Origin of the sequence: Streptomyces sp. NBC_00663 (assembly GCF_036226885.1) — a bacterium.
Taxonomy (GTDB): domain Bacteria; phylum Actinomycetota; class Actinomycetes; order Streptomycetales; family Streptomycetaceae; genus Streptomyces.
On record NZ_CP109027.1, the window covers coordinates 6,103,353 to 6,126,746 of the forward strand.

The 23,394-nt window shown below is 70.2% G+C and carries 22 protein-coding genes and 1 tRNA gene; 8 read left to right on the forward strand and 15 right to left on the reverse strand.

Translation table 11 applies throughout. From position 1 onward, the window contains the following. Nucleotides 1–54 precede the first annotated feature (54 nt). A complete protein-coding gene (locus OG866_RS27930) occupies nt 55–567 on the reverse strand; it encodes a hypothetical protein (RefSeq protein ID WP_329338854.1) in 513 nt (170 codons plus the stop codon). A 98-nt stretch (nt 568–665) separates the two neighbouring features. On the opposite strand from OG866_RS27930, the gene OG866_RS27935 reads away from it, so the two are divergent. The 3 genes from OG866_RS27935 (at nt 666) to OG866_RS27945 (ending at nt 4,326) form a co-directional block, all read left to right on the forward strand. Then, nucleotides 666–1,370, forward strand: a complete 705-nt coding sequence (locus tag OG866_RS27935; RefSeq protein WP_329338855.1) for a response regulator transcription factor — start codon at nt 666–668, stop codon at nt 1,368–1,370. Then, nucleotides 1,367–2,764: a HAMP domain-containing sensor histidine kinase gene (locus OG866_RS27940; protein ID WP_329338857.1), complete on the forward strand. Its 1,398-nt coding sequence runs from the start codon at nt 1,367–1,369 to the stop codon at nt 2,762–2,764. The genes OG866_RS27935 and OG866_RS27940 overlap by 4 nt, the downstream gene beginning before the upstream one ends. Nucleotides 2,765–2,871: 107 nt before the next feature. Next, on the forward strand, nt 2,872–4,326 hold the full coding sequence (locus OG866_RS27945) for a cellulose binding domain-containing protein (RefSeq protein WP_329338858.1): 1,455 nt from the start codon (nt 2,872–2,874) through the stop codon (nt 4,324–4,326). Between the two features lie 102 nt (nt 4,327–4,428). On the opposite strand, the gene OG866_RS27950 is transcribed toward OG866_RS27945, so the two are convergent. From OG866_RS27950 to OG866_RS27965, 4 genes are all read right to left on the reverse strand, one after another. Next, complete coding sequence (locus OG866_RS27950; RefSeq protein WP_329338860.1) at nt 4,429–5,865, reverse strand: GH1 family beta-glucosidase; 1,437 nt, start codon at nt 5,863–5,865, stop codon at nt 4,429–4,431. Between the two features lie 98 nt (nt 5,866–5,963). After that, entirely contained in the window at nt 5,964–6,860 is an 897-nt protein-coding gene (locus OG866_RS27955; protein WP_329338862.1) for a carbohydrate ABC transporter permease, read from the reverse strand. 11 nt (nt 6,861–6,871) lie between these two features. Next, complete coding sequence (locus OG866_RS27960; RefSeq protein WP_329338863.1) at nt 6,872–7,879, reverse strand: carbohydrate ABC transporter permease; 1,008 nt, start codon at nt 7,877–7,879, stop codon at nt 6,872–6,874. Between the two features lie 5 nt (nt 7,880–7,884). Further along, a complete protein-coding gene (locus tag OG866_RS27965) occupies nt 7,885–9,201 on the reverse strand; it encodes an ABC transporter substrate-binding protein (RefSeq protein ID WP_329338864.1) in 1,317 nt (438 codons plus the stop codon). Between the two features lie 558 nt (nt 9,202–9,759). Here OG866_RS27965 and OG866_RS27970 point away from each other — a divergent pair. Continuing rightward, nucleotides 9,760–10,815: a LacI family DNA-binding transcriptional regulator gene (locus tag OG866_RS27970; protein ID WP_329338866.1), complete on the forward strand. Its 1,056-nt coding sequence runs from the start codon at nt 9,760–9,762 to the stop codon at nt 10,813–10,815. A gap of 109 nt (nt 10,816–10,924) precedes the next feature. On the opposite strand, the gene OG866_RS27975 is transcribed toward OG866_RS27970, so the two are convergent. Beyond that, a complete protein-coding gene (locus tag OG866_RS27975; protein WP_443063573.1) occupies nt 10,925–11,431 on the reverse strand; it encodes a GNAT family N-acetyltransferase in 507 nt (168 codons plus the stop codon). 13 nt (nt 11,432–11,444) lie between these two features. Continuing rightward, entirely contained in the window at nt 11,445–12,002 is a 558-nt protein-coding gene (locus tag OG866_RS27980) for a TetR/AcrR family transcriptional regulator (protein ID WP_329338868.1), read from the reverse strand. A gap of 113 nt (nt 12,003–12,115) precedes the next feature. Between OG866_RS27980 and OG866_RS27985 the strand changes: the two genes are divergently transcribed. Beyond that, nucleotides 12,116–12,520, forward strand: coding sequence for a nuclear transport factor 2 family protein (locus OG866_RS27985; RefSeq protein ID WP_329338870.1), 405 nt, complete (start codon nt 12,116–12,118; stop codon nt 12,518–12,520). 33 nt (nt 12,521–12,553) lie between these two features. Here the strand turns inward: OG866_RS27985 and OG866_RS27990 are convergent. From OG866_RS27990 to OG866_RS28005, 4 genes are all read right to left on the reverse strand, one after another. Beyond that, a tRNA-His gene (locus tag OG866_RS27990) sits at nt 12,554–12,626 on the reverse strand. Between the two features lie 115 nt (nt 12,627–12,741). After that, nucleotides 12,742–13,344, reverse strand: coding sequence for an oligoribonuclease (orn, locus tag OG866_RS27995; RefSeq protein WP_329338871.1), 603 nt, complete (start codon nt 13,342–13,344; stop codon nt 12,742–12,744). Between the two features lie 146 nt (nt 13,345–13,490). Next, complete coding sequence (locus tag OG866_RS28000; protein WP_329338874.1) at nt 13,491–14,684, reverse strand: helix-turn-helix domain-containing protein; 1,194 nt, start codon at nt 14,682–14,684, stop codon at nt 13,491–13,493. Between the two features lie 378 nt (nt 14,685–15,062). Further along, nucleotides 15,063–15,368, reverse strand: coding sequence for a hypothetical protein (locus OG866_RS28005; RefSeq protein WP_329338876.1), 306 nt, complete (start codon nt 15,366–15,368; stop codon nt 15,063–15,065). A 346-nt stretch (nt 15,369–15,714) separates the two neighbouring features. Between OG866_RS28005 and OG866_RS28010 the strand changes: the two genes are divergently transcribed. Further along, the gene (locus tag OG866_RS28010; protein ID WP_329338878.1) at nt 15,715–16,242 is read left to right on the forward strand and encodes a universal stress protein; all 528 of its coding nucleotides are present in this window, start codon (nt 15,715–15,717) and stop codon (nt 16,240–16,242) included. A gap of 151 nt (nt 16,243–16,393) precedes the next feature. Then, nucleotides 16,394–16,951, forward strand: a complete 558-nt coding sequence (locus OG866_RS28015) for a GPR1/FUN34/YaaH family transporter (protein WP_329338880.1) — start codon at nt 16,394–16,396, stop codon at nt 16,949–16,951. A gap of 174 nt (nt 16,952–17,125) precedes the next feature. Here the strand turns inward: OG866_RS28015 and glmS are convergent, their stop codons facing one another. Both glmS and OG866_RS28025 read right to left on the reverse strand, forming a co-directional pair. Next, the gene (glmS, locus tag OG866_RS28020; protein ID WP_329338882.1) at nt 17,126–18,943 is read right to left on the reverse strand and encodes a glutamine--fructose-6-phosphate transaminase (isomerizing); all 1,818 of its coding nucleotides are present in this window, start codon (nt 18,941–18,943) and stop codon (nt 17,126–17,128) included. A gap of 14 nt (nt 18,944–18,957) precedes the next feature. After that, nucleotides 18,958–19,215, reverse strand: coding sequence for a hypothetical protein (locus OG866_RS28025; RefSeq protein ID WP_079306286.1), 258 nt, complete (start codon nt 19,213–19,215; stop codon nt 18,958–18,960). A gap of 185 nt (nt 19,216–19,400) precedes the next feature. On the opposite strand from OG866_RS28025, the gene OG866_RS28030 reads away from it, so the two are divergent. Beyond that, the gene (locus OG866_RS28030; RefSeq protein WP_329338884.1) at nt 19,401–20,957 is read left to right on the forward strand and encodes a purple acid phosphatase family protein; all 1,557 of its coding nucleotides are present in this window, start codon (nt 19,401–19,403) and stop codon (nt 20,955–20,957) included. Between the two features lie 16 nt (nt 20,958–20,973). On the opposite strand, the gene OG866_RS28035 is transcribed toward OG866_RS28030, so the two are convergent. Further along, nucleotides 20,974–21,867, reverse strand: a complete 894-nt coding sequence (locus OG866_RS28035) for a DUF4429 domain-containing protein (RefSeq protein ID WP_329338885.1) — start codon at nt 21,865–21,867, stop codon at nt 20,974–20,976. 34 nt (nt 21,868–21,901) lie between these two features. Beyond that, a complete protein-coding gene (locus OG866_RS28040) occupies nt 21,902–23,374 on the reverse strand; it encodes an RICIN domain-containing protein (RefSeq protein WP_329338886.1) in 1,473 nt (490 codons plus the stop codon). Nucleotides 23,375–23,394: the final 20 nt, after the last annotated feature.

The following is a 23,394-nucleotide window of genomic DNA, read 5'->3' on the forward strand; positions in this document are numbered from 1 at the left end:
AATTGCCATCGGCCTGTCACTTCGTGCCTGTCGCTCCTGGCGTGCCTGTCACTTCTAGTAGGTGTTCACCTCCACCCGCGGCGCGCTGTCGTGCCACGTGCAGAACACCGACACCCGGTCCGCCCCGGAGGCGAACTCCACCCGGATCCACGTCTCCGTCTTCCACACCTGCATCGACCAGCCCGCGGCCGGCGTCGCCGACACCAGCGTCGCGGTGGACGTGCCGAGCGAGAACACCGCCCGGCCGCCCTCGGTGTCGTAACTCTTGACCTCGCCGGAGACGGTGGGGGAGGGACTCGGGGACTTGGTCGGGGTCTTCGAAGGGGTCGGCGTGGCGGACGGCTTCCGTGACGCCGTGCTCCTCGACGGGGACGCGGACGGCCGGGCCGTCGACGACGCCAGCGGCTTCGACTGCTGGGCGGTCTGCTCCGCCACCGTGATGGGCAGGGCGCGCGGCGGGTCGTAGGCCGTGCCCGCCATGACCGTGTGCACACCCCACCACGACAGCGTGACCGCCGCGCCCGTGGCGAGCGACCAAGCCAGTACGTGTACGAGTCCTCTGCGCATCGCCGGTCATACTGCCTCACGAGCACCAGCAGCCGCACGCGTGGGGAGTTGTCCACAGGCCGGGATGCGGCTCGCCCGCATGGCGTACGGTGCGGCGCATGGCAAGTGTGCTCGTGGTCGAGGACGACCAGTTCGTACGCTCGGCGCTGATCCGGCAGCTGACCGACGCCGCCCACACGGTGCGGAGTGTCGGTACGGCGCTGGAGGCGCTGCGCGAGGTCGCCCATTTCCGTTTCGACGTCGTCATCCTCGACCTCGGTCTGCCCGACCTGGACGGGTCCGAGGCGCTGAAGATGCTGCGCGGGATCACCGACGTACCGGTGATCATCGCCACGGCGCGGGACGACGAGGCGGAGATCGTGCGACTGCTGAACGCGGGCGCGGACGACTATCTGACCAAGCCCTTCTCGGTGGAGCACCTCTCCGCCCGGATGGCCGCCGTCCTGCGGCGCTCCCGGGCCGTCGTCGGAGAGGCCGCCCCGGAGTCCGTGCTGCGCGTCGGCGGCCTGACCGTCGACCCGCTGCGCCGCCAGGCCGAGCTGGACGGCGTCCGTCTGGACCTCACCCGCCGCGAGTTCGACCTGCTCGCCTTCCTCGCCGGCCGCCCCGGCGTGGTCGTCCCCCGCAAGGAACTGCTCGCCGAGGTGTGGCAGCAGTCCTACGGCGACGACCAGACCATCGACGTCCATCTGTCGTGGCTGCGCCGGAAGTTGGGGGAGACCGCGGCCAGGCCCCGCTATCTGCACACCCTGCGGGGCGTCGGGGTGAAGCTGGAGCCACCCGGCGGGGGGCTGCCGCTGTGAGGTGGGCACTCGTCAAGGTCTGTCTGGCCGTCACCACCATGGTCGTGGTCGCCTTCGCGATCCCGCTCGGCCTCGTCATCAAGGAGATGGCCCGGGACCGCGCCTTCTCCAACGCCGAACGGGAAGCCGCCGCCGTCGCTCCCGCCCTGTCCATCACCACCGACCGGGACCAGCTGGAGCGGGTCGTCGCCTCCGCGGGCTCGGAGGACGGGATGGCCGTGCACATACCGGCGAGCGGTCAGGACAAGGCCGTCGACATCGGACGGCGGCGCGCCGCCGCCGACGACGTGGCGACCGTACGCAGGCTCGGCCGCGCCTCCACCACCGAGGTGCCGGGCGGCTTCACGCTGCTCCAGCCCGTCGCGCTGAGCTCCGGCGAGATCGCGGTCGTCGAGGTGTACGTCCCCGAGGCCGAGGTCAGCAATGGAGTGGCCACCGCGTGGGCGGTGCTCGCCGGGGTCGGCGTCGCGCTGATCGTCGGCTCGGTCGCGGTCGCCGACCGGCTGGGCGTACGGATGGTGCAGCCCGCGCAGAAACTGGTCGAGGGCGCGCACGAGCTGGGGGAGGGGAAGCTGGGCGCGCGGGTGCCCGAGGAAGGGCCCGACGAACTGCGGCTGGCCGCGGTCGCGTTCAACTCCATGGCCGACCAGGTCGTCCAGCTGCTGGCGAACGAAAGGGAGTTGGCGGCCGACCTGTCGCATCGGCTGCGCACACCGCTGACCGTGCTGCGGCTCAACGCCGCCTCGCTCGGGGACGGGCCCGCCGCCGAGCAGACCCGGGCCGCGGTCGCCCAGCTGGAGCGGGAGGTCGACACGATCATCCGGACCGCGCGGGAGGCCAAGCCGCAGACCGCGGCGGCCGGTCCGGGTGCCGGGTGCGACGCCGCCGAAGTGGTGCGGGAGCGGATGGCGTTCTGGTCGGCGCTCGCCGAGGACGAGGGGCGCAAGGTACGGGTGGCCGGGGTGGAGCGGCCGGTGCGCATACCCGTGGCCCGCGCCGATCTGGCCGCCGCGCTGGACGCCCTGCTCGGCAACGTGTTCCGGCACACCCCCGAGGGCACCGCCTTCGCGGTCGACGTGCACAACGGCGAGGACGCGGTGATCGTGCTGGTCTCCGACGCGGGGCCCGGCATCCGTGACCCCGAGGCCGCGATGGCCCGCGGGCGGGGCTCGGGCAGCGCGGGGTCGACCGGGCTCGGCCTGGACATCGTGCGCCGGCTCGCGGAGGAGACCGGCGGGGACGTACGGATCGGCTCGTCGGTGCTCGGCGGCACCGAGGTGCGGATCTGGATCCAGCTGGACGGGCGGGTTCCCGAGCGCCGGGGACACCGGGTGCGCAGACGTCGTACCCGCCGATTGGTCTCGACCTTTAACCGTCCCCGATCCCTTCCTTAAGCGCACCCTAAGATCGCCAACAGCCGTCCGGATCAGGCGCTTTGCCCGTTTCCGGCTCGCTAGCGTGCTGCCGCACCCCACCCCCGAACAACGAAGGCAGGCACGCCATGAGCACGCACCGGCGCAAGGTGAGCGGCAGAAACAAGGTGATCGCCGGGGCCGTCGCCGCGGCCGTGGTCGGCGGCGGCGCGATCCTGCTCACCGGCACCGCCCAGGCCGCCGGGATCGGCGCCGCGTACACGAAGACCAGTGACTGGTCGACGGGTTACACCGCCCAGTACGTCGTGACGAACAACAGCGGGGCGGCGGAGACGGACTGGAAGCTGGAGTTCGACCTGCCCTCGGGCACGAAGCTGAGCTCGCTGTGGAACGCCGAGTCGAGTGTGAGCGGACAGCACGTCAGCGTGACCTCGGCCAAGTGGGACACCGACGGCCTGGCCGCCGGCGAGTCCGTCACCGTCGGCTTCGTCGTCAACGGCACCGGCACCCCGACCGGCTGTCGCATCGACGGCACCACCTGCTCCACGGACGCCACCGCGACGCCGGAACCGACCGGTCGTCCGACGGAGACGGCGACGGCGACGCCCACGTCCACGCCGACCGCCACGGCGACCCCCACCGCCACTGCCAGCCCCTCGCAGAGCACCGGCACCGGCACGGGAACCACCACCAGCGCCGGCTTCGCCCCCTACGTCGACACCTCCCTCTACCCCGCCTTCGACCTGGTCGCGAGCGCCACCGCCACCGGCGTGAAGGACTACAACCTCGCCTTCGTCACCGACGGCGGCGGCTGCACCCCGAAGTGGGGCGGCGTCACCGACCTCGCGAGCGACGCGGTCGCCGCACAGATCGGCGCCCTGCGCGCCAAGGGCGGCGACGTCCGGGTCTCCTTCGGCGGCGCGGCGGGCAGCGAGCTGGCGACGACCTGCTCCTCGGCGGACGCGCTGGCGACGGCGTACGGCAAGGTCGTGGACGCCTACGACCTCACCAAGGTCGACTTCGACGTCGAGGGCGGCGCGCTGCCCAACACCACGGCGAACACCAACCGCGCCAAGGCGATAGCCAAGCTCCAGGCCCAGCACCCGGACCTGGACGTCTCCTTCACCCTGCCCGTCATGCCCGAGGGCCTGACCCAGGACGGCGTGAACCTCCTCGCCAACGCCAAGAGCAACGGCGTCGCCATCGACACCGTCAACATCATGGCCATGGACTACGGCGCCTCCTACAGCGGCGACATGGGCACCTACGCCGAGCAGGCCGCCACGGCCACGCAGGCCCAGGTCAAGAGCGTGCTCGGGCTGAGCGACAGCGCCGCCTGGAAGGCCGTGGCCGTGACTCCCATGATCGGCGTCAACGACGTCACCAGCGAGATCTTCAAGGTCGAGGACGCCACCCAGCTGGTGAACTTCGCCAAGTCCAAGGGCCTCGGCTGGATCTCCATGTGGTCCGCCACCCGCGACAAGCAGTGCTCCGGCGGCGCCAAGACCTACGCCGACGCCACATGCAGCTCGATCGTCCAGGACGAGCACGCCTTCTCGAAGGCGTTCGCGGCCTACAACTGACCATCCCCCCACGAGAAAAACGGGGCGCGGCATCCCCCTCGGATGCCGCGCCCCTCTCCCCGTTCCCCCATCTCCGGTGGTGGCTGGAGGGCCTCGCGGCGGCTAGATCTCCGCGACCGGCGGAAGCGTCCCCGTCCGTGCCGCCTGCCCGTACCACAGGGCGCTCGACTTCGGCGTACGGGCGAGGGTCGTGTAGTCGACGTACACCGCGCCGAACCGCTTCTCGTAGCCGTACGCCCACTCGAAGTTGTCCATCAGGGACCACAGGAAGTAACCGCGGACGTCCGCGCCCTCCGCTATGGCCCGGCGGACCGCGCGCAGATGGCCGTGGAGGTAGGCGATCCGCTCCGGGTCGTGGACCCGGCCGTCGGGGTCGGGCTTGTCGTCGTAGGCCGCGCCGTTCTCCGTCACGTACAACGGCAGACCCGGGGCCTCGCGCGTGTAGCGCATGATCAGGTCGTGCAGGCCGGTCGGGTCGATCGTCCAGCCCATCTCCGTGCGCTCGCCCGGCGTCTGGTGGAAGGCGACGTCGTCCGCGGCCGGCCACGGGGAGTGGTCGCTGGAGCCGTGGCCGTCCGCGCGCGGCGCGGCCAGGTCGGTGTCGGCGGCCGAGACCAGCGTCGGCGTGTAGTAGTTGAGGCCCAGCGCGTCCAACGGCTGGTTGATCAGCGCGAGGTCGCCGTCCTCGACGTAGGACCAGTCGGTGAGCAGCTCCGTCGCCGCGAACAGCGACTCCGGGTACGCCCCGTGCAGGATCGGACCGTGGAAGATCCCGTTGGCCAGATCGTCGATCTTGCGTACGGCGGCCAGGTCGGCGGGGTCCGGCGAAAGCGGCCTGACCACGGACGAGTTGAGGCTCACCGCGACCGAGTTACGGGCCGGCATCGCCGCCCGCAGGGCCGAGGCGCCGAGCCCGTGCGCCAGGTTGAGATGGTGCGCGGCCTTCAGGGAGGCCGCCGGGTCGGTGCGGCCGGGTGCGTGGACACCGGACGAGTAGCCCAGGAAGGCGCTGCACCACGGCTCGTTGAGGGTGATCCACTGCTCCACCCGGTCGCCGAGCGCCTCGCCGACGATCTGCGCGTACTCCGCGAACCGGTACGCCGTGTCCCGCTCCGGCCAGCCGCCCGCGTCCTCCAACTCCTGCGGCAGATCCCAGTGGTAGAGGGTGACGGCGGGCTTGATGCCCTTCGACAGGAGTTCGTCGACCAGCTTGCGGTAGAAGTCCAGGCCGCGCTGGACCGCCGGGCCGCGTCCGGTCGGCTGGACCCGGGACCAGGAGATCGAGAAGCGGTACGCGTTCAGCCCGATGTCCGCCATCATCGCCACGTCGTCGCGGTAGCGGTGGTAGTGGTCGACAGCGATGTCACCGTGCTCGCCGCCCGCGGTCTTACCGGGCGTATGGCTGAAGGTGTCCCAGATCGAGGGCGTACGGCCGTCCTCCCGCGCCGCCCCCTCGATCTGGTAGGCGGAGGTCGCGGCGCCCCACAGGAAGGCGGGAGGAAAGGTCACCGGGGTCGCCGGCGTGGCGGGTTCAGGCATGGAAGCGCTCCCATTGGAGGTCATGGAGACCGACGGGTAGATGGGGGGAAGGGGAGGGGCCGAGGCGGCGGTGACCCGGCCCCCGGGAAAGCGGGAGGTCAGCCCTTGACGGCGCCCTGCATGATGCCGCCGACGATCTGCTTGCCGAAGATCGCGAAGACCACCAGCAGCGGCAGCGTGCCGAGCAGCGCGCCCGCCATGATCAGGGACTGGTCGGGCGTGTAGCCGCGGCCGAGGCCCGCGACCGCGACCTGCACGGTCGGGCTGCCGTTCTGGGTGAGCACCAGGAACGGCCACAGGAAGTCGTTCCAGGTCTGCACGAACATCAGCATGCCGAGCACGGCCATCGCGGGGCGGGCGGCCGGGAACACCACGTGCCAGATGACCCGCCAGCTGTTCGCGCCGTCCACCCGGGCCGCCTCGATGATCTCGTCGGGTAGCGCCTGCAACAGGTACTGCCGCATGAAGAACACGCCGAAGGCGCTGACCAGCGAGGGCAGGATCACCGCTTGCAGTTGGTCGGACCAGTCGAGCTTGGCGACCATCATGTACAGCGGGATCACGCTCAGCTGCGGCGGCACCATCATCGTGCCGATCACGATCAGCATCAGGGCACCGCGGCCCTTGAACCGCAGCTTGGCGAAGGCGAACCCGGCGATCGTCGACAGGAAGACGATGGTCACGGCCGAAATGCCCGCCACGAACGTGGTGTTGATGAACGCCTCGCCCAGGTTGGCGTCGTTCCAGGCGATCTCCAGCTTGTCGAACAGGCCCCCGCCGAACCACATCGGCGGCGGGTTCTCGGCGAGCCGCTGGTTGTCGCGGGAGGCGGCGATCGCCGTCCACACCAGCGGGAACAGCGAACCGAGGGTGAACAGGATCAGGATCAGATACGCGATCGGACCGGCGTGCAGCGTGCCGCCCGCACGGGCCGACTTGGGGCGCCGGGGACGCTTCGCCTCGTCGGCCGGCGGTTTGGTGAGTGTCGTCGTCACGGCCGGTTCTCCTAACTACTGGCGCGCAGCCGGCGCGAGATGACGTAGTTGATGATTCCGACCACGATGAGGATCAGGAACATGGTCCAGGCGATCGCGGAGGCACGGCCCAGGTGCTGGTTGACCCAGCCCTGCTCGTACAGATACAGGCCGAGCGTCTGGAACTGGTGGGTGGAGCCGCCGGACGCACCCTTGTTCGCGTCGAACAGCAGCGGCTCACCGAAGAGCTGGGAGGCGCCGATGGTCGAGACGACCACGGTGAACAGGATCGTCGGCCGCAGCGACGGCAGCGTGACATGGAAGAACTGCTGCCAGCGGTTGGCCCCGTCGAGCGCCGCGGACTCGTACAGGTCCTGCGGGATCGCCTGCATCGCGGCCAGGTAGATCAGCGCGTTGTACCCCGTCCACCGCCAGACGACGATCGAGGAGACCGCGATCTGCGACGGCCACTTGTCGTTCTGCCAGTCGACCTTGCCGATGCCGACCTGGTCGAGAGCCCAGTTGATCATGCCGTAGTCACGGCCGAACAGCAGGACGAAGACGAGCGAGGCGGCGGCGATCGACGTCGCGTACGGGGCGAGCATCGCGACCCGGTAGAAGGTCGAGCCACGCAGCTTGTAGTTGAGGATGTGCGCGAGGCCCATCGCCATCAGCAGCTGCGGGATCGTCGAGATGATCCCGATGGTCAGCGTGTTCTTCGCCGCGTTCCAGAAGAAGTCGTCGTCGAAGATCCGCGTGTAGTTCCTGAAGCCCACCCAGTGCATGTCAGTGGGAGCGGTCAGCTCCACCTGGTGCAGCGAGGCCCACCCGGTGTAGATCAGCGGGAACAGGCCGAAGGCCAGGAACAGCAGGAAGAACGGCGAGACGAAGGCGTACGGGCTCCAGCGCATGTCCCGCTGCCAGCGGCGGGAAAGCCGGGCCCGGCGGCGCTCGTCGTCCGGAGGCCCTGCCGTCGGGCGGGCCGGGGCCGCGCCCCCCTTGACGGGGGACGCGGCGGCGGTGTCGTGCCCAGTGGTCATACGGGTCACTGGTCCAGGTTGTTGTCGATGGTCTTGGTGGCCGTCTCCCAGGCTTCCTTGGCGGACTTGCCCTGGGTCACGAGGATCACGCCGTTGTCGGTGAGACCCTGCTGGATGATCTGGTCCTTCGGACCGATCGACTGCACGGGGATGTTCTTGGCGGCCTCGGCGAAGATCGTGCCGATCGGCGCGTCACCGGTCATGTCGTTCTTGGCGTTCTTCACCGCGTCCGAGTCGTACGCGGCCGGGGTGCTCGGGAAGCTGCCCTGGACGGCGAAGAGCTTGGCCTGCTGCTCCGGGGCGGTCAGCCAGGCGGCGAGCTTGGCGGCCTCCTCGGTGTTCTTGCCGGACTTGGGCACGCTCAGGAAGGAACCGCCCCAGTTGCCGGACTTCGGCGCCTGGGCGACGTCCCACTTGCCCTTGGCGTCGGCCTTCGACTTGCCCTTGATGTAGCCGAGCATCCACGGCGGGCAGGACATCGCGGCGAACTTGCTGTTGGCGATCGTCGTGTCCCAGGCGGGCTGGAACTGCGTCTGGTTGCCGATCAGTCCGGCCTCGGCGGCCTTGGCGGTGAGGTCGAAGGCGGACTTCACGGCCGGGTTGGTCTTGTAGATGACCTTGCCGGAGGCGTCGTAGAAGCGCTCCTCCTCACTGCTGACGATGGCCTGCAACAGACCGCCGGGCGAGTCCAGGAAGGTCGTGCCCTTGGCCTTCTTCTGGTACTGCTTGCCGACGTCGACGAACTTGTCCCAGCTGCCCGCCCACAGCTTGCCGACCTCTTCGCGATCGGTCGGCAGACCGGCCGCCTTGAACAGGTCGGTGCGGTAGCAGATGGCCATCGGGCCGACGTCCGTGCCGAGCGCGACGGTCTGGCCGCCGGAGGTGGTGGCCTGCTTCCACTTCCAGCCCAGGTAGTCGCTCTCCTTGCCGTACTTCGACAGGTCGAGCAGCTTGGCGGACTGCGTCTGGACGATCTCGGCGATGTTGCCGACCTCGACCATCTGGATGTCCTGGAGACCACTGTTGGTCGTCAGGTGGTTCAGCAGCGCCGGGTAGTAGTTCTCGTTGCGCTCGACGACGGTCTGCTCGATGTGGATGTTCGGGTGGAGCTTCTCGTACTCCTTGTACAGGCCCGACTCCTTGAAGCCGGCGGTGCCGAAGAGGCCGAGGGTGATCGTGGTCTTGCCGCCGCCACCGCCCGACGACTCGTTGCTGTCGTCGTTGCCGTCGTCGGCACAGCCGGCCAGCAGCCCGGCGCCCAGCGACGCTACGGCCGCGAGGACGACCACCCTGCGACGGGCGGTTCGGGTACGTGCTCGCATTGAGTCCTCCTGTTGCCCTGACGTGCCGACCCCCCGGCCAACTGCATTGTTGGGCCCGTTAGTTTCTCGCGGCGGCTCGGGCGGGGAACGTGCGGGATGTGTATGTGTCAGGTACTGTGGGAGCGCTCCCACCAGTGATGAGTTGAAGAGTCGTCGGTCTCGGCGGGGGTGTCAAGGGCACGGACAGTGCGATATCGCTTCGAGATGTTTCCTCAGCTGAATCCATGCCTGGTCGATCGGTCGCACGAGGGAGGCTGGTCTGTTCGTATGCGATGTGTCCGGCACACGGTCGGCATCCTTGGTGTGAAGCGGGTCGAGGCGGCCGCGGGGGTGTCCGAGGTTGCCGTCGCGAACTGCGCGCACCGGACGCCGTCCGATGCACAAACAGTGCCGCGTGCAAGTCTGAACGCACAGGGCTCCGGCAAGCGGAATTCGAAGCGGAAGCGGAGGGCGAGTCCCGTCGTGCCGGGTGCGAGGCGTTCGCCGCGGGATCCCGGTCCGATCACGACTGTTAGATTCCAGGCCAACGTAGGTGAGAACGGCGGGAGGCGGAGCCACATGGCAAGCCACGGGGCGCGAGCTCGAAGCGGTGGCCGGCCCACCCTCGAAGAGGTGGCCGCACGCGCCGGCGTGGGGCGTGGCACGGTCTCCCGGGTCATCAACGGCTCGCCGCGGGTCAGTGACGCGACCAGGGCCGTGGTGGAAGCGGCGGTCGCGGAACTGGGGTACGTCCCGAACACGGCGGCCCGCGCCCTCGCGGCGAACCGTACGGACGCGATCGCGCTCGTCGTCCCCGAGCCGGAGACCCGGTTCTTCGCGGAGCCGTACTTCTCGGACATGCTGAAGGGTGTCGCGGCGGAACTGTCCGACACCGAGATGCAGTTGCTGCTGATCTTCGCGGGCAACGACAGGGAGCGCCGCCGGCTGGCCCAGTACCTGGCCGCCCACCGGGTCGACGGCGTACTGCTGGTCTCGGTCCACGCCGACGACCCGCTGCCCGACCTGCTGTCCCAGCTGGAGATCCCGGCGGTGATCAGCGGCCCGCGCTCGGCGCTGGAGACGCTGCCTTCGGTCGACTCGGACAACTACGGCGGCGCCCGCCAGGCCGTCGAGCACCTGCTGTCCCGTGGCCGCCGCGGCATCGCCCACATCACCGGCCGCCTGGACGTGTACGGTGCCCAGCGCCGCGTCGACGGCTACCGCGACGCCCTGCGGGACGCGGGCCTCGGCGCGGACGAGGCGCTGATCGAGGCGGGCGACTTCACGGAGGAGGGCGGCAGCCGGGCGATGACGGCGCTGCTGTCCCGCCGGCCCGACCTGGACGCGGTCTTCGCCGCCTCCGACGTCACCGCGGCCGGCGCCCGCCAGGCCCTCCGGGAGGCGGGCCGCCGTATCCCCGACGACGTGGCGCTGGTCGGCTACGACGACTCCGCCATAGCCCGTCACATGGAGCCGCCCCTCACCAGCGTCCGCCAGCCCATCGCCGAGATGGGCCGCCACATGATCAACCTCCTGCTGACCGAGATCGCGGACCGCAGACCGGCCGCGTCGAGGGAGCTGGAGCGACGCCAGGTGGAACTGGTGACGGAACTGGTGCCGCGGGCCTCGTCGTAGCGTGCGGGCGAGCGCGGCGAGTTCGACGCGGTGGCCGCGGCCCACGACGACGCCAAGCGCGTGCGTCGGGCAGTCTTCGAGTGATCACGTGTCCGGAGTCGCGCCCTCCTCAGCCGCCCAGCGACAACCGCCACACCGTCTCGCCCTCGTCGTCCGTCTCCTCCGTCGGGGACAGGCCCGCCGCTCGCGCCACCGCTGCCGAGGCGAGGTGGGTGGGGTGGATGTGGGCGGTGACCGTGCGGATGTAGTGGCGGACCAGCCAGGTGGTCAGGGCGCGGGCCGCTTCTGTGGCCAGGCCCTGGCCCTGCCAGGGGGTGCCGGTGATCCAGGCGATCTCCGCCGCGCGGCGGGCCGGGGTGACCGTCGCCTGGACCGTGCCGATCAGACAGTCGGCCGTGCGCAGGCGCAGCACCCAGTTGTGCCAGGAGACGGCCGGGTCGGGCGAGCCGGCCGTCAGACGTTCGTAGCGGGCGCGAAGGGCCTCCGGGGAGAGCGGTTCGCCGCCGATGTACGTGTGCAGGGCCGGGTCGGCCAGGACGCCCGACATCTCCGCCGCGTGCTCCACCGCCAGCGGGACGAGGTCCAGGCGGGCCGTGCGGATGGGCTCGGTCAGCACGGGGGCTCCTCTCTCAAGTGGGCGGATCCGTCAGGGCCTTGAGCGCGGGACGGAGCAGGGCGGCCACCCGGTCCGCGGGGACCTCGCGGAGGGCGGGGAGGCCCAGCAGCTGGTGGCCGATCGTGATGCCGACCAGGGTGGTGACGGCCAGTGCGGCGCGCAGTTCGGCGTCGTCCTCGGCGGCGGTCGGGAGGGTGGCGGCCAGGCCGTCGATCTGCCGCGTCATCGCCGTACGGGCGTGCTCCGCCGCCTCCGGGTCGGTGAGCATCGAGCGCAGGGTGGCCAGGGTGCCGTCGGGAAGCCCGCCGAGTTTGCCGCCGAGGGTGGTGAGCAGCTGGTCGACGATGCCGTCCGGGTCCCCGGCCGCCCCGATGTCCGGGGGTGCCGTGACCGCTTCCGTGAACAGGTCCCGCTTGCTGCCGAAGTGCTGCATCACCAGTGCCGGGTCCACCCCGGCCCCCGCCGCCACCGCACGGATCGTCGTCCGCTCGAAGCCCCGCTCGGCGAACAGCGCGCGGGCGCTCTCCAGGATCCGGGCCCGGCTGGCGAGGCGGCGCTCGGCGCGGGTCATGGCAGGTTCGCTCGCCCGTTCACTCACTCGTTCACTCTACAAGCGTTGACCGGTGCGGCGGACGATCGTAGAGTCAGTCACTCAACAGCTGTTGAGTGAAAGGGGTGGTCGGCATGAGCGGCCCTCGGGACGTGCTCGCTCGCTACTACCAGGCCATGCGCGACAAGTCGGCCGACGATCTCGCGGACCTCTACGCCGAGGACGCCGTGCACGAGTTTCCGTTCGCGAGCCCCGGCTTCCCGCCGCGGTTCCAGGGGAGGGAAGCGGTGCGGGCGGGGTATCGGGGGGCGTGGGGGCGCAGTCCCGTGCGAGTGGAGCGGATCGAGGTGGCGGCGGTCCATGACACCGGCGACCCGGAGGTGGTCGTCGCCGAGCACACCGTCGTGGCGTCCCTGCCCGGGCGGACGGGGACCGTCGACGTACCGGGGTTGCTGGTGCTGCGCGTCCGCGACGGCGAGCTGGTTCAAGTCCGCGACTACATGGACGGGTTCGGGGTGCGCAACGCAGTCGGCCGGTGACCTTGTTGCCAAGGTCACCGGCCGACTGTTCAGGGTGAGTGACGGGACTCGAACCCGCGGCATCCTGGACCACAACCAGGTGCTCTACCAGCTGAGCTACACCCACCATGACCGGCGAGGGATTTTGTGGTGTTCCCTACCGGCCGAGAAAAAGTGTACAGGGTCCGAAGGGGTGCTCGCGCACGGCTTTTACGGCGCCCCTCCAGAGGACCCTCACCCGCCTACTGAGCAGGCAGTACGTGCTTCGCCGCGATCGTGCGCGCGGTGTCCGAGTCGGGGCCGGGCTGCGGCACGAAGATGGCCTCCCGGTAGTAGCGCAGCTCCGCGATGGACTCGCGGATGTCGGCGAGGGCGCGGTGGTTGCCGTTCTTCTCGGGGCTGTTGAAGTAGGCCCGCGGGTACCAGCGGCGGGCCAGCTCCTTCACCGAGGAGACATCGACGATGCGGTAGTGGAGGTAGCCCTCCAGCGCCGTCATGTCCCGGGCCAGGAAACCGCGGTCGGTGCCCACCGAGTTGCCGCACAGGGGAGCCTTGCCGGCTTCCTTGACGTGCTCCCGGATATAGGCGAGGACCTGCTCCTCGGCCTCGGCGAGCGTGGTCCCGTCGGCCAGCTCGTCCAGCAGTCCGGACGCGGTGTGCATCTGACGCACCACCTCCGGCATCGTCTCCAGCGCCCGGGCCGGCGGGCGGATGACGATGTCCACTCCTTCGCCGAGTACGTTCAGCTCGGAGTCGGTGACGAGGGCGGCTACCTCGATGAGAGCGTCGTCGGACAGCGAGAGGCCGGTCATCTCGCAGTCGATCCACACCATGCGATCGTTCATGCGAACACCCTAAAGCTGGCGTCGCGGTTTGGGAGGACCGGTGGTGCAGCCAGTCTCCCGGCCGTGGCCATGGTCATGGGCACGGAACGGCTGAACGCCGGACGGGATGAGTGGATCATCCCGTCCGGCGTCATCGCCTCAGCGCCTCACGAGCCGCTGCGCTGCCCCGGCAGGCTCGCGGACAGCTGTGCCGCCGGACCCATCGCGCTCGCCGCCGCCGTACGGCGGGTCTGGAGCGGGACCGGACCGGCCTCCGGGTGGAGGAGCGGCGGCCCCGAGGGGCCCGTGGTGCCGTCGGTGTCGGCCGGCGGCCTGTCGCCCTGCGGACGCCGGGCCCGGTACGCGGCCCGGTACGCGGCGGGCGACGAGCCCAGCTGGCGGCGGAAGTGCCCGCGCAGCGCCACCGGCGACCGGAAGCCGCAGCGGCCCGCGACCTCGTCCACCGAGTAGTCCGATGTCTCCAGCAGACGCTGGGCCTGTAGCACCCGCTGGGTGATCAGCCACTGAAGCGGGGCCGATCCGGTCAGCGAGCGGAAGCGGCGGTCGAAGGTGCGTCGCGACATGTACGCCCTCGCCGCCAGCGTCTCCACGTCGAACTGTTCGTGGAGGTGCTCCAGCGCCCAGGCGACGACCTCGGCGAGCGGGTCGGCGCCGATCTCCTCGGGTAAAGACCTGTCGAGGTAGCGCTCCTGACCGCCCGAGCGGCGCGGGGGCACGACCAGACGCCGGGCCAGTGCGCCCGCCGCCTCGTTGCCGTGGTCCGTGCGCACGATGTGGAGGCAGAGGTCGATGCCGGCCGCCGTGCCGGCGGAGGTCAGCACGTCGCCGTCGTCCACGAAGAGTTCTCGCGGATCGACGTGCACCGACGGGTAGCGCTTGGCCAGCGTCGGCGCGTACATCCAGTGTGTGGTCGCGGGGCGGCCGTCCAGCAGGCCCGCCGCGGCGAGGACGAAGGCACCCGTGCACAGCCCGACGATGCGGGCGCCTTCCTCGTGCGCCCGGCGCAGTGCGTCGAGCGCTTCCTCGGGCGGTGGCGAGGTGATCGAACGCCAGGCCGGCACGACGACCGTGCCCGCCCGCGAGATCGCCTCCAGGCCATGTGGCGCGGTGAGTTCCAGGCCCCCTGTGGTCCGCAGCGGGCCTTCCTCGCCGCCGCACACCAGCAAGCGGTAGCGCGGTACGCCGGCGTCCTGGCGGTCGATTCCGAACACCGACAGCGGTATGGAACTCTCGAAGATGGGGCCGCCGCTGAACAGCAGCACCGCGACGATCTCCTTGCGGCGTCGCCCGGATAGCTTCCGGGCCGCGGCTTCCGGCGCGGCAGTGGAGTCGTGGCTCATACTGCTAAGCCCCCCTCGGTGGTCGCGGCTCCTCGGTTGTGTCGCTCCTGCACGTTTCCCCTCGGTCCTGCACGAGTCCCCCGCCGTAAGACGTCAAGATCGAATCTACTGTGTCCCGTGGTGCCGGGGTGACCGAGTTCGGCAACCGGCACATTGTCGACATGGCAACTTGGCGTGAAGCATTCGATCACGAAGCGTTGCACTCACGGGCCGTGCAGGGAAGTGCGCCTCGTCGTAGTGGCCAATCCACGAGGGGTGCGAAGGGGCCCCGGGACCCTTTCCGTGCAGGTCGAACGGGGGGTGGGGGGTGCTACGGGTAACGGATGTGCGGGGCCGAGAAGTTGGCTGAAAAGATACGGGTCCGTGCATGGAAACCGGTCACGCGACCGGTGAGTTTCCCCCAGTGTGGCGACCGCCCCGATGGGACCCGGATCCGGTCCTGTGACGACGGCCACGATGGGGTGCGTGTTCCTCGGCGAGCAAGCGCGCCGCGCCGCGCTCCGACTGCCGCAGCAGCACCCGGCAGACCGCCGTGACGGCGGCGAGGCCCAGCGCGGTGCCCGCGGCGCCGGCGAGCGAGGAGCCGTACCAGACAAGGACCACCGGCACGAGGACGCAACTGAAGGCCGCCCAGCGGACCACGTCCGTGGCGGAGTCGTCGGAGGGCGGTCGGTGTCCGGACATGGCGTGCTCCCTGGGGGTGGGTCGCGGGGTTCAACGCCTGTTCGGCGGGTCGGTCACTGCCCACAGGGCCCTTCGGGGGGCCAGGGGAAACCGAACCCTGTGCAAACCGCCTGTACAGCGCAGCAACCATTGCGTTACGGGCGCACCCTCGTGCATGCTCCCTGGAACCCCTCACCGACTGGGGGTACCTCCCGCTCGAGCGTCGAGAGTGGGGGAGAGCGGGATATGGGCGAAGGAGGCGTGCCGCCGTACCCTTGGGGGTATGGGGTTGGGAAGATGATTCCCGGACACAGCTCCGCCGCACACTGTCGTCCCTCCCAATAAGGATCACAACGCCGAGACAGCCATGGCCGGTCACGAATTCTTCGAACCCGCGGACCGCAAGCGGCCCGTCGCCGATCCCACGGCGGCCGAGCCCCTGGCGGCGGAAGAGCTACGCCATTCCTGCGACCCCGCCTTCAAGCACGGCGTCGTCGTGGGCTTCGACGGCTCCACCTCCAGCGAGCGCGCCCTCGCGTACGCCATCGGCATGGCCCACCGCTCCGGCTCGGCCCTGATCATCGTCCATGTCGCCAACCGGCTGCCCACCACCGTGTGGGCGGGCTGCGAGCCGCCGGTGTTCGTGGATGTGCCGGATCACCGCACCGAGGTCCTCGGTCTTGAGCTGGCCTGCGCGGACTATCTCGCCGAGGTGCCCTGGATCCTCGTCGAGCGCGGCGGCGACATCTGCCATGAACTCGAAGAGGTCGGGCGGGAGTACGAGGCGGACGCGATCGTCGTCGGCTCCACGCACGGCATCGTGGGCCGTATCTTCGGCTCCGTCGCGGGGCGGCTCGCCAAGCGCGCCAAGCGCCCCGTCGTTGTCATTCCGTAACTCGCCGTTCTCCCAGGTGAGATGCGAACCGGGAACGCCCCGTCCCCTTTGTGCAGCGCCCGAATCTACTGGCGCGTAGAGGTGTTTGTGCCCTTGTGAAGGGCATATATCGCACACACCGCACAACTGCACAGCATGAAGGGAGCCCGCCGTGGACAACGACGTCTCCGCGGGAGCAACCACCACCATCGTCGGCCGACTCGCCCTCGGGATCACCCTCCTGGCGTTCGGACTCGGCCACACCGACGTGATCGACGGCGTGACAGCCGCTGACGCCGTGTCAATCGCCCATTACGTGGGCGGCATTGCCCTCTTCGTCGCCGGGCTCATGGCCTTCCGTGACCGCGACACCGTCAACGGGACCGCGTTCGTGGCGCTGGGTGCGCTGTGGTTCACGTGGGCCGTCTCGGACGCCGGATCCGCCAACGCGGCCGGGCTGTTCTTCCTGCTCTTCGCCCTCGTGGCGCTGTCCCTCACGCTCGCCGGCGGGGACCAACTCGGGCAGGGCACCTACGGGTTGCTCTTCGTGTCCCTCGTGCTGATGGCCATCGCGGCCTTCGCCGACAACGACGGGCTCGCCAAGGTGGGCGGCTGGTTCGCCGTCGCGGCGGGGGCGGTGGCTTGGTATGCCGCGACTGCCGCGTTGGCTCACTGGCCGACGTCGCTGCGTGGACGTGCTGCCGGACGGGGCGTGACGGCCACCGGCTAACTGGCAGCCGATGTCGGGGTATTGGGCGGCCCCGGCGATATGAGAGCGGACCCCCCCGTGATGGGTGGCATCACGTGGGGGTCCGTTCCGTTTCGTTGGCCGCTGCGGGTGTGGGGGGTTGCTCGCGCAGTTCCCCGCGCCCCTAAAAGCCAAAAGCCAAAAGCCAAAAAGCCTTTACTCCACCGTCACCGACTTCGCGAGGTTCCTCGGCTTGTCGATGTCTCGGCCCAGGCTCAATGCCGTGTGGTAGGCGAGGAGTTGGAGGGGGATGCCCAGCAGGATGGGGTCGAGTTCGTCCTCGTTCTTCGGGACGACGATGGTGTGGTCGGCCTTCTCCTGGTGCTGGTGGGCGACCGCGAGGATCTTGCCGCTGCGGGCCTTGATCTCCTCCATCGCGGCGCGGTTCTTCTCCAGCAGGTCGTCGTCGGGAACGATCGCGACCGTGGGGAGGGCGGGCTCGATCAGGGCCAGCGGGCCGTGCTTGAGCTCCGAGGCCGGGTAGGCCTCGGCGTGGATGTAGGAGACCTCCTTGAGCTTCAGGGAGGCCTCACGGGCCACCGGGTAGCCCCGGACGCGGCCGATGAAGAGCATCGAGCGGGCGTCGGTGTACTGCTCGGCCAGCTTCTTGATCTCCTCCTCCTGGGCGAGGATCTCGGAGATCTGGGCGGGCAGCTTGCGCAGGCCCTCGATGATGCGCTTGCCGTCCCGGACCGAGAGGTCGCGGGTGCGGCCCAGATGCAGGGCGAGCAGCGCGAAGGCGACCGTGGTGTTGGTGAAGCACTTCGTGGAGACCACGCAGACCTCAGGGCCCGCGTGGACGTAGATGCCGCCGTCCGCCTCCCGGGCGATCGCGGAGCCCACCACGTTGACCACGCCCAGGACGCGGGCGCCCTTGCGCTTCAGCTCCTGGACGGCCGCGAGGACGTCGTAGGTCTCGCCGGACTGGGAGACCGCGATGTAGAGGGTGTCGGGGTCCACGACCGCGTTGCGGTAGCGGAACTCGGAGGCCGGCTCGGCGTCCGCGGGGATGCGGGCCAGCTCCTCGATCATCTGCGCGCCGATCATGCCGGCGTGGTACGAGGTGCCGCAGCCGAGGATCTTCACGCGGCGGATCTGGCGGGCCTCGCGGGCGTCCAGGTTCAGGCCGCCGAGGTGGACCGTGGAGAAGCGGTCGTCGATACGGCCGCGCAGGACGCGGTCGACGGCGTCCGCCTGCTCGTGGACCTCCTTGTGCATGTACGTGTCGTGGCCGCCCATGTCGTAGGAGGCGGCCTCCCACTCGACCGTGGTCGGCTCGGACGTCGTACGGGTGCCCTCGGTCGTGTACGTGCGGAAGTCGTCGGCCTTGAGGGTGGCCATCTCGCCGTCGTCCAACGTCACTATCTGCCGCGTGTGGGCGACCAGCGCCGCGATGTCCGAGGCGACGAACATCTCCTTCTCGCCGATGCCGAGGACGACCGGGGAGCCGTTTCGGGCGACCACGATGCGGTCCGGGAAGTCGGCGTGCAGGACGGCGATGCCGTAGGTGCCCTCGATGAGGCGGAGGGTCTCGCGGACCTTGTCCTCCAGCTTCTCCGCGGTGGAGCGGGAGATCAGGTGGACGAGGACCTCGGTGTCGGTCTCGGAGAGGAATTCGACGCCGTCGGCCTCCAGCTTGCGGCGCAGGTCGGAGGCGTTGTCGATGATGCCGTTGTGGACGACGGCGACCCTGCCCTCGGCGTCGAGATGCGGGTGGGCGTTCGCGTCGGAGGGGGCGCCGTGGGTGGCCCAGCGGGTGTGGGCGATGCCGGTCGTGCCCTTGAAGCGGGCCGGGACCTTGGCCTCCAGGTCACGGACGCGGCCCTTGGCCTTGACGGTCCTCAGCCCGGCCGTCTTCGGCGCGGTGATGGCGATGCCCGCCGAGTCGTAGCCCCGGTACTCCAGGCGCTGGAGGCCCTCCAGGAGGAGAGGGGCCACATCACGCTTGCCGATGTATCCGACGATTCCGCACATATATATACGTATTCCTAGCCGTAGACGATCCGGCGCAGCTGGCGGAGCGTGAGCTCCGGTGGGGCCACCGCCCGGTATTTCAGGTCCGCCTCGATCCGGTCGAAGATCTCCGCGTTCACCAGGCCCTGGGCCTGGAGCTCGCGGTGGCGGCGACGGACGTACACCTCGGTCGTCTCGTCGAAGTAGGCGAGCACGTCCTGGATCACCCGCAGCGCCTCGCCCCGCTGGAGGGGCGTGGTGCGGGTCAGGTGATCAACAAGGTCGTCGTGCACTCGGTAGATCCTGGGGTATCGGAGGCGGCCTCGCAAGAATCCTGCCCGATATCGGGCAGGGCTCGGTAGAAACTCTTAGAACAACATTGAATCTCTTATGAGGCCGTGTTCGTGACTTGGTCATCCTGCGTCTTGCGTCTCGTTGCCTGAGGGGACGAGTTTCGGTCGTCATGGACATTCCTCGCATGGGAGTACCGGAGCAGCTCGCCGAGCGCATGAGCATGGCCGAGCAGCACGAGTACCTGCGCGCCAGATTCTCCCGGCGCACGATGATCAGGGGCGGCGCGGTCACGCTGGGCGCCGTCACGGGCGGCGCGTTCGTGCCCGGCGCCACGGCCCAGGCCACGCCCATGGCCGCCCCGCGCACCGAGACCGTCGACGGGGCACTCGTCGCCCCCTTCGGCCGCCACCTCGCCTACGGCAACGACCCGCGCACCGAGATGACCGTCTCGTGGCAGGTTCCGGTCGCCGTGAAGAAGCCCTTCATCCGCATCGGCGCCCACCCCTGGGACCTCTCCCGCAAGATCGAGGCCGAGGTACGCACCCTCTACACCCCGGCGGGCGTCGGGACGAGCGCCGACCACAACCAGTACTACGTCCACGCCAAGCTGACCCACCTCAAGCCCGGCAGGACGTACTACTACGGCGTCGGCCACCAGGGCTTCGACCCCGCCGCCGCCCACCTGGTCGGCACCCTCGGCACCTTCACCACCGCCCCCGCCCACAAGAAGCCGTTCACCTTCACCGCCTTCGGCGACCAGGGCGTCAGCTACCACGGCCTCGCCAACGACAGCCTGATCCTCGGCCAGAACCCGGTCTTCCACCTGCACGCCGGCGACATCGCCTACGCCGACCCGGCCGGGCAGGGCAAGTCCGCCGACACCGGCTTCGACTCACGGGTGTGGGACCAGTTCCTCGCGCAGACCGAGTCGGTCGCCAAGTCTGTGCCGTGGATGGTGAGTTACGGCAACCACGACATGGAAGCCTGGTACTCGCCCAACGGCTACGGCGGCGAGGAGGCCCGCTTCACGCTCCCCGACAACGGGCCGGACAGGAAGAACCTCCCGGGCGTCTACTCCTTCGTCTACGGCAACACCGCGATCATCTCCCTCGACCCGAACGACGTGTCGTACGAGATCCCCGCCAACCTCGGCATCTCCGGCGGGACGCAGACCACGTGGTTCGAGGGGCAGTTGAGGAAGTTCCGGGCCCGGCCCGACATCGACTTCGTCATCGTCTTCTTCCACCACTGCGCCTACTGCACCTCCACCGCGCACGCCTCCGAGGGCGGGGTACGGCAGGAGTGGGTGCCGCTGTTCGAGAAGTACACGGTGGACCTGGTCATCAACGGCCACAACCACCAGTACGAGCGGACGGACGTCATCAAGGGCGACAAGGTCGTCAAGAAGCTGCCGATCGGGGAGACCGCGTACTCCGAGACCGAGGGCGTCGTCTACGTGACCGCCGGTGCGGCCGGACGCAGCCTGTACGCGTTCAGCGCGCCCGACTCCTACGAGGGGCACCTCAACGAGGTCGACTCCGTCGCCTCCTTCATCAACACCAAGGACGGGAAGGTGAACGAGACCGTCGCCTGGTCCCGGGTGCGGTACCTCAACTACTCGTTCCTGCGGGTGGACGTGGAACCGGCGCCGCGCGGGCACTACGCCAAGCTGAAGGTCTCCGGCATCGCCGAGACCGGCGACCGGATCGACCACTTCACGGTGGCGCGCAAGGCCAAGTAGGCGCCGTTTCCCGGGACTACATCCGTTTGAGGATCGCCTGCTTGGCCATTGTGAACTCCTCGTCCGTCAGCACACCCGTGCGGCGCAGCTCGCCGAGCTCGCGCAGCCGGCGCAGGAGGGCGTCGTGGCCGTCCTCGACGGGGGCGACCGGGAGGGAAGGCGCTTCCGGTCGTGTGTCCAGGGTCCTGTGTACGTCGACGACGGCCGTCCGGGCCGGGTGGGGGAGCCTGGCCTGGACGGCCGCCGCGATCAGGGCCATCAACGGGTCCTTCTTGAAGCCCCACAGCTCCACCGAGTTGGGGTCGTACTTCGGCGGCGCCTTGGTCGGCGCGTGCTTCACCGTGAAGCGCAGATGGCCGTTGTCCAGGCCCGCCGCCGGGTGCCACTCCACGGCGGCGAGATCGGTGAGGGGGAGGGTGCGGACGCCGGCGGCGGCCTTGGCGTCCTCCGTCTTCCAGTTCCACTCCAGGCGGACCCGGTCGCCGTCGAAGGACGCGGTGCCGTCGCCCGCGGAGAACGACAGCGGGACGGCGGGGCCGGGGAGCAGGTACTCGGTCACCGGGGTCACCGGCACCTGGTCGAGGAGGAGGGCCTCGCGGACCTCGTCCACGAAGTACTCGGCGACGCCGTAGCGGTCGGCCTCGACGATCAGCTGGTAGGGGTCGTTGGGTTCGGTGAGGCGGCCGCCGGTCGCGTGCAGCAGCGGGTCGGCGCCGTCGCGCAGCCGCAGCCTGAGCCGCCCGGCCCTGCGGCCTTGTTCGAAGGAGACCCCCGCCAACGCGCCCAGCGGGACGACGAGTTCACCCAGGGCCTTGCGGAACAGACTGACGTTCTTGTCGCGTCCCGGGGTCAGGCGCAGGGCGTCGCCGTCGAAGGCCCAGGTGCCGTCGCGCTGGATGATTTCCGCCATGGGGCAAGTCTGGCATTCGGGTCGCGGGTGCCGGTCAGTCGCCGAGTGCCTTCGTCAGGTTCGCGGTGGCCTTGAAGCTGATCGCCTCGCCGCTCCCGGCGGTCGCCAGCATGCGGACCTCGCCGGCGCGGATGCCGACGGCGATGTGCTGGTTGTCCTGGCACACGAGAGTGAAGGTGCCGTCCGCACGGGTCTTGAGGAGGAACGCCTGGTCCTCGGGGTAGGGGGCGTCGGCGCCCTGCTGGTAGGCGCAGGGGCGCAGTTGCATGGGGTCGCCGGTGACGCGGTCGCCCGCGATGTCGAGGCAGAACGTCGAGGAGACGTGCTCCAGGGCGTACGTGTTCTTGCCGGAGGGGACGACCTTCCACTGTTGGGTCGGGCCCTCCGTGCAGGCCGCCGCCTTCGGGGCGTTGTCGAAGGAGGTGCCGGCGTCGGCGGCGACGCAGCGTCCGGTGGCGGTGTTCTCCAGGGCGAGGGTGGCGATCGACGCGCCGGTGCTCGGGGAGGGAGCGGCGGACGTCGGCGCCGGGCCGGTGGCGGCAGGGGCGGTGGCGGCGTTCGCGGCCTGGGCGGTGGAGTCCTCGCCGCCGAGCAGCTTCAGGGCGGCCGTGGTGGCCACGGCGGTGACGACGACCGCGACGGCCACGGCGAGGACGGGGCGGCGTCCGCGGGGGGCCTCGGGTGCGGGAGGCACGGTCCGGGGCTCCGGGGCGGGTTCCCGGGGCGCCGGGGCCGCCGTCTCCGGCCGGGGCTGCTGTGCCGCCCGGTAGGCCGGGCCGCCCCACACCAGCACCTGGTCGACCAGCAGGGCGCGCAGTTCCTCAGCGGGGCCGGAGGTGAGCGTGTGCAGGACGGTGACGTCGTGGGTGCAGAACCGGCAGCCGTCCAGATGCTGGAGGAGGTCGTCGGGGGTCTCGCGGTGGGTGCCGCGGGCGATCGCGCCGAGCATGGTGCCGTAGTGCACACAGCGGGCGTCCGCCGTGCGTTCGGCGCGCAGCCGCAGGAACCCGTCGGCCAGCCGGGCGCGGGCCGTCTCCGCCATGGACTCGGCGAACTCCTCCGAGGAGCCGAGGACCTGGGCGGCGAACGCCGTCTCGCCCTGCTCGGCCCGGCACAGCCACAGCGCGGCGCGCTGCTGGTCGGCCAGGGTGGCGAAGGCGGCCAGGAGCAGCGAGGTGTGCTCCACCCGGCGCAGGGTGTCGACCGGCCCGAACGTGTCGGCCGCGCGCTGCGACCAGGACCGGAACCCCGGGCGCAGCAGCGCCGCCCGTTCGTCGCGGACCCAGGTGGCCGCGGTGCGGCGGACGGCGGTCAGCAGTTCCAGGCGGCCGGTGGGGCCTTGGCGGTGCGCGGCGTGACTGAGGACCTCGGCGGCGAGTTCGGCGGCGGTGTGCTGCTTGCCGCAGAACGCGCCCGCGTAGGCGCGTACCGCCGACACGTCCTCCCACGGCACACCCGGCGCCGGGGCGTGGGCGGTACCGGCTTGCTGTGCGGTGTGCTCGGACATCTTCGTCTCCCCCAAGGAGC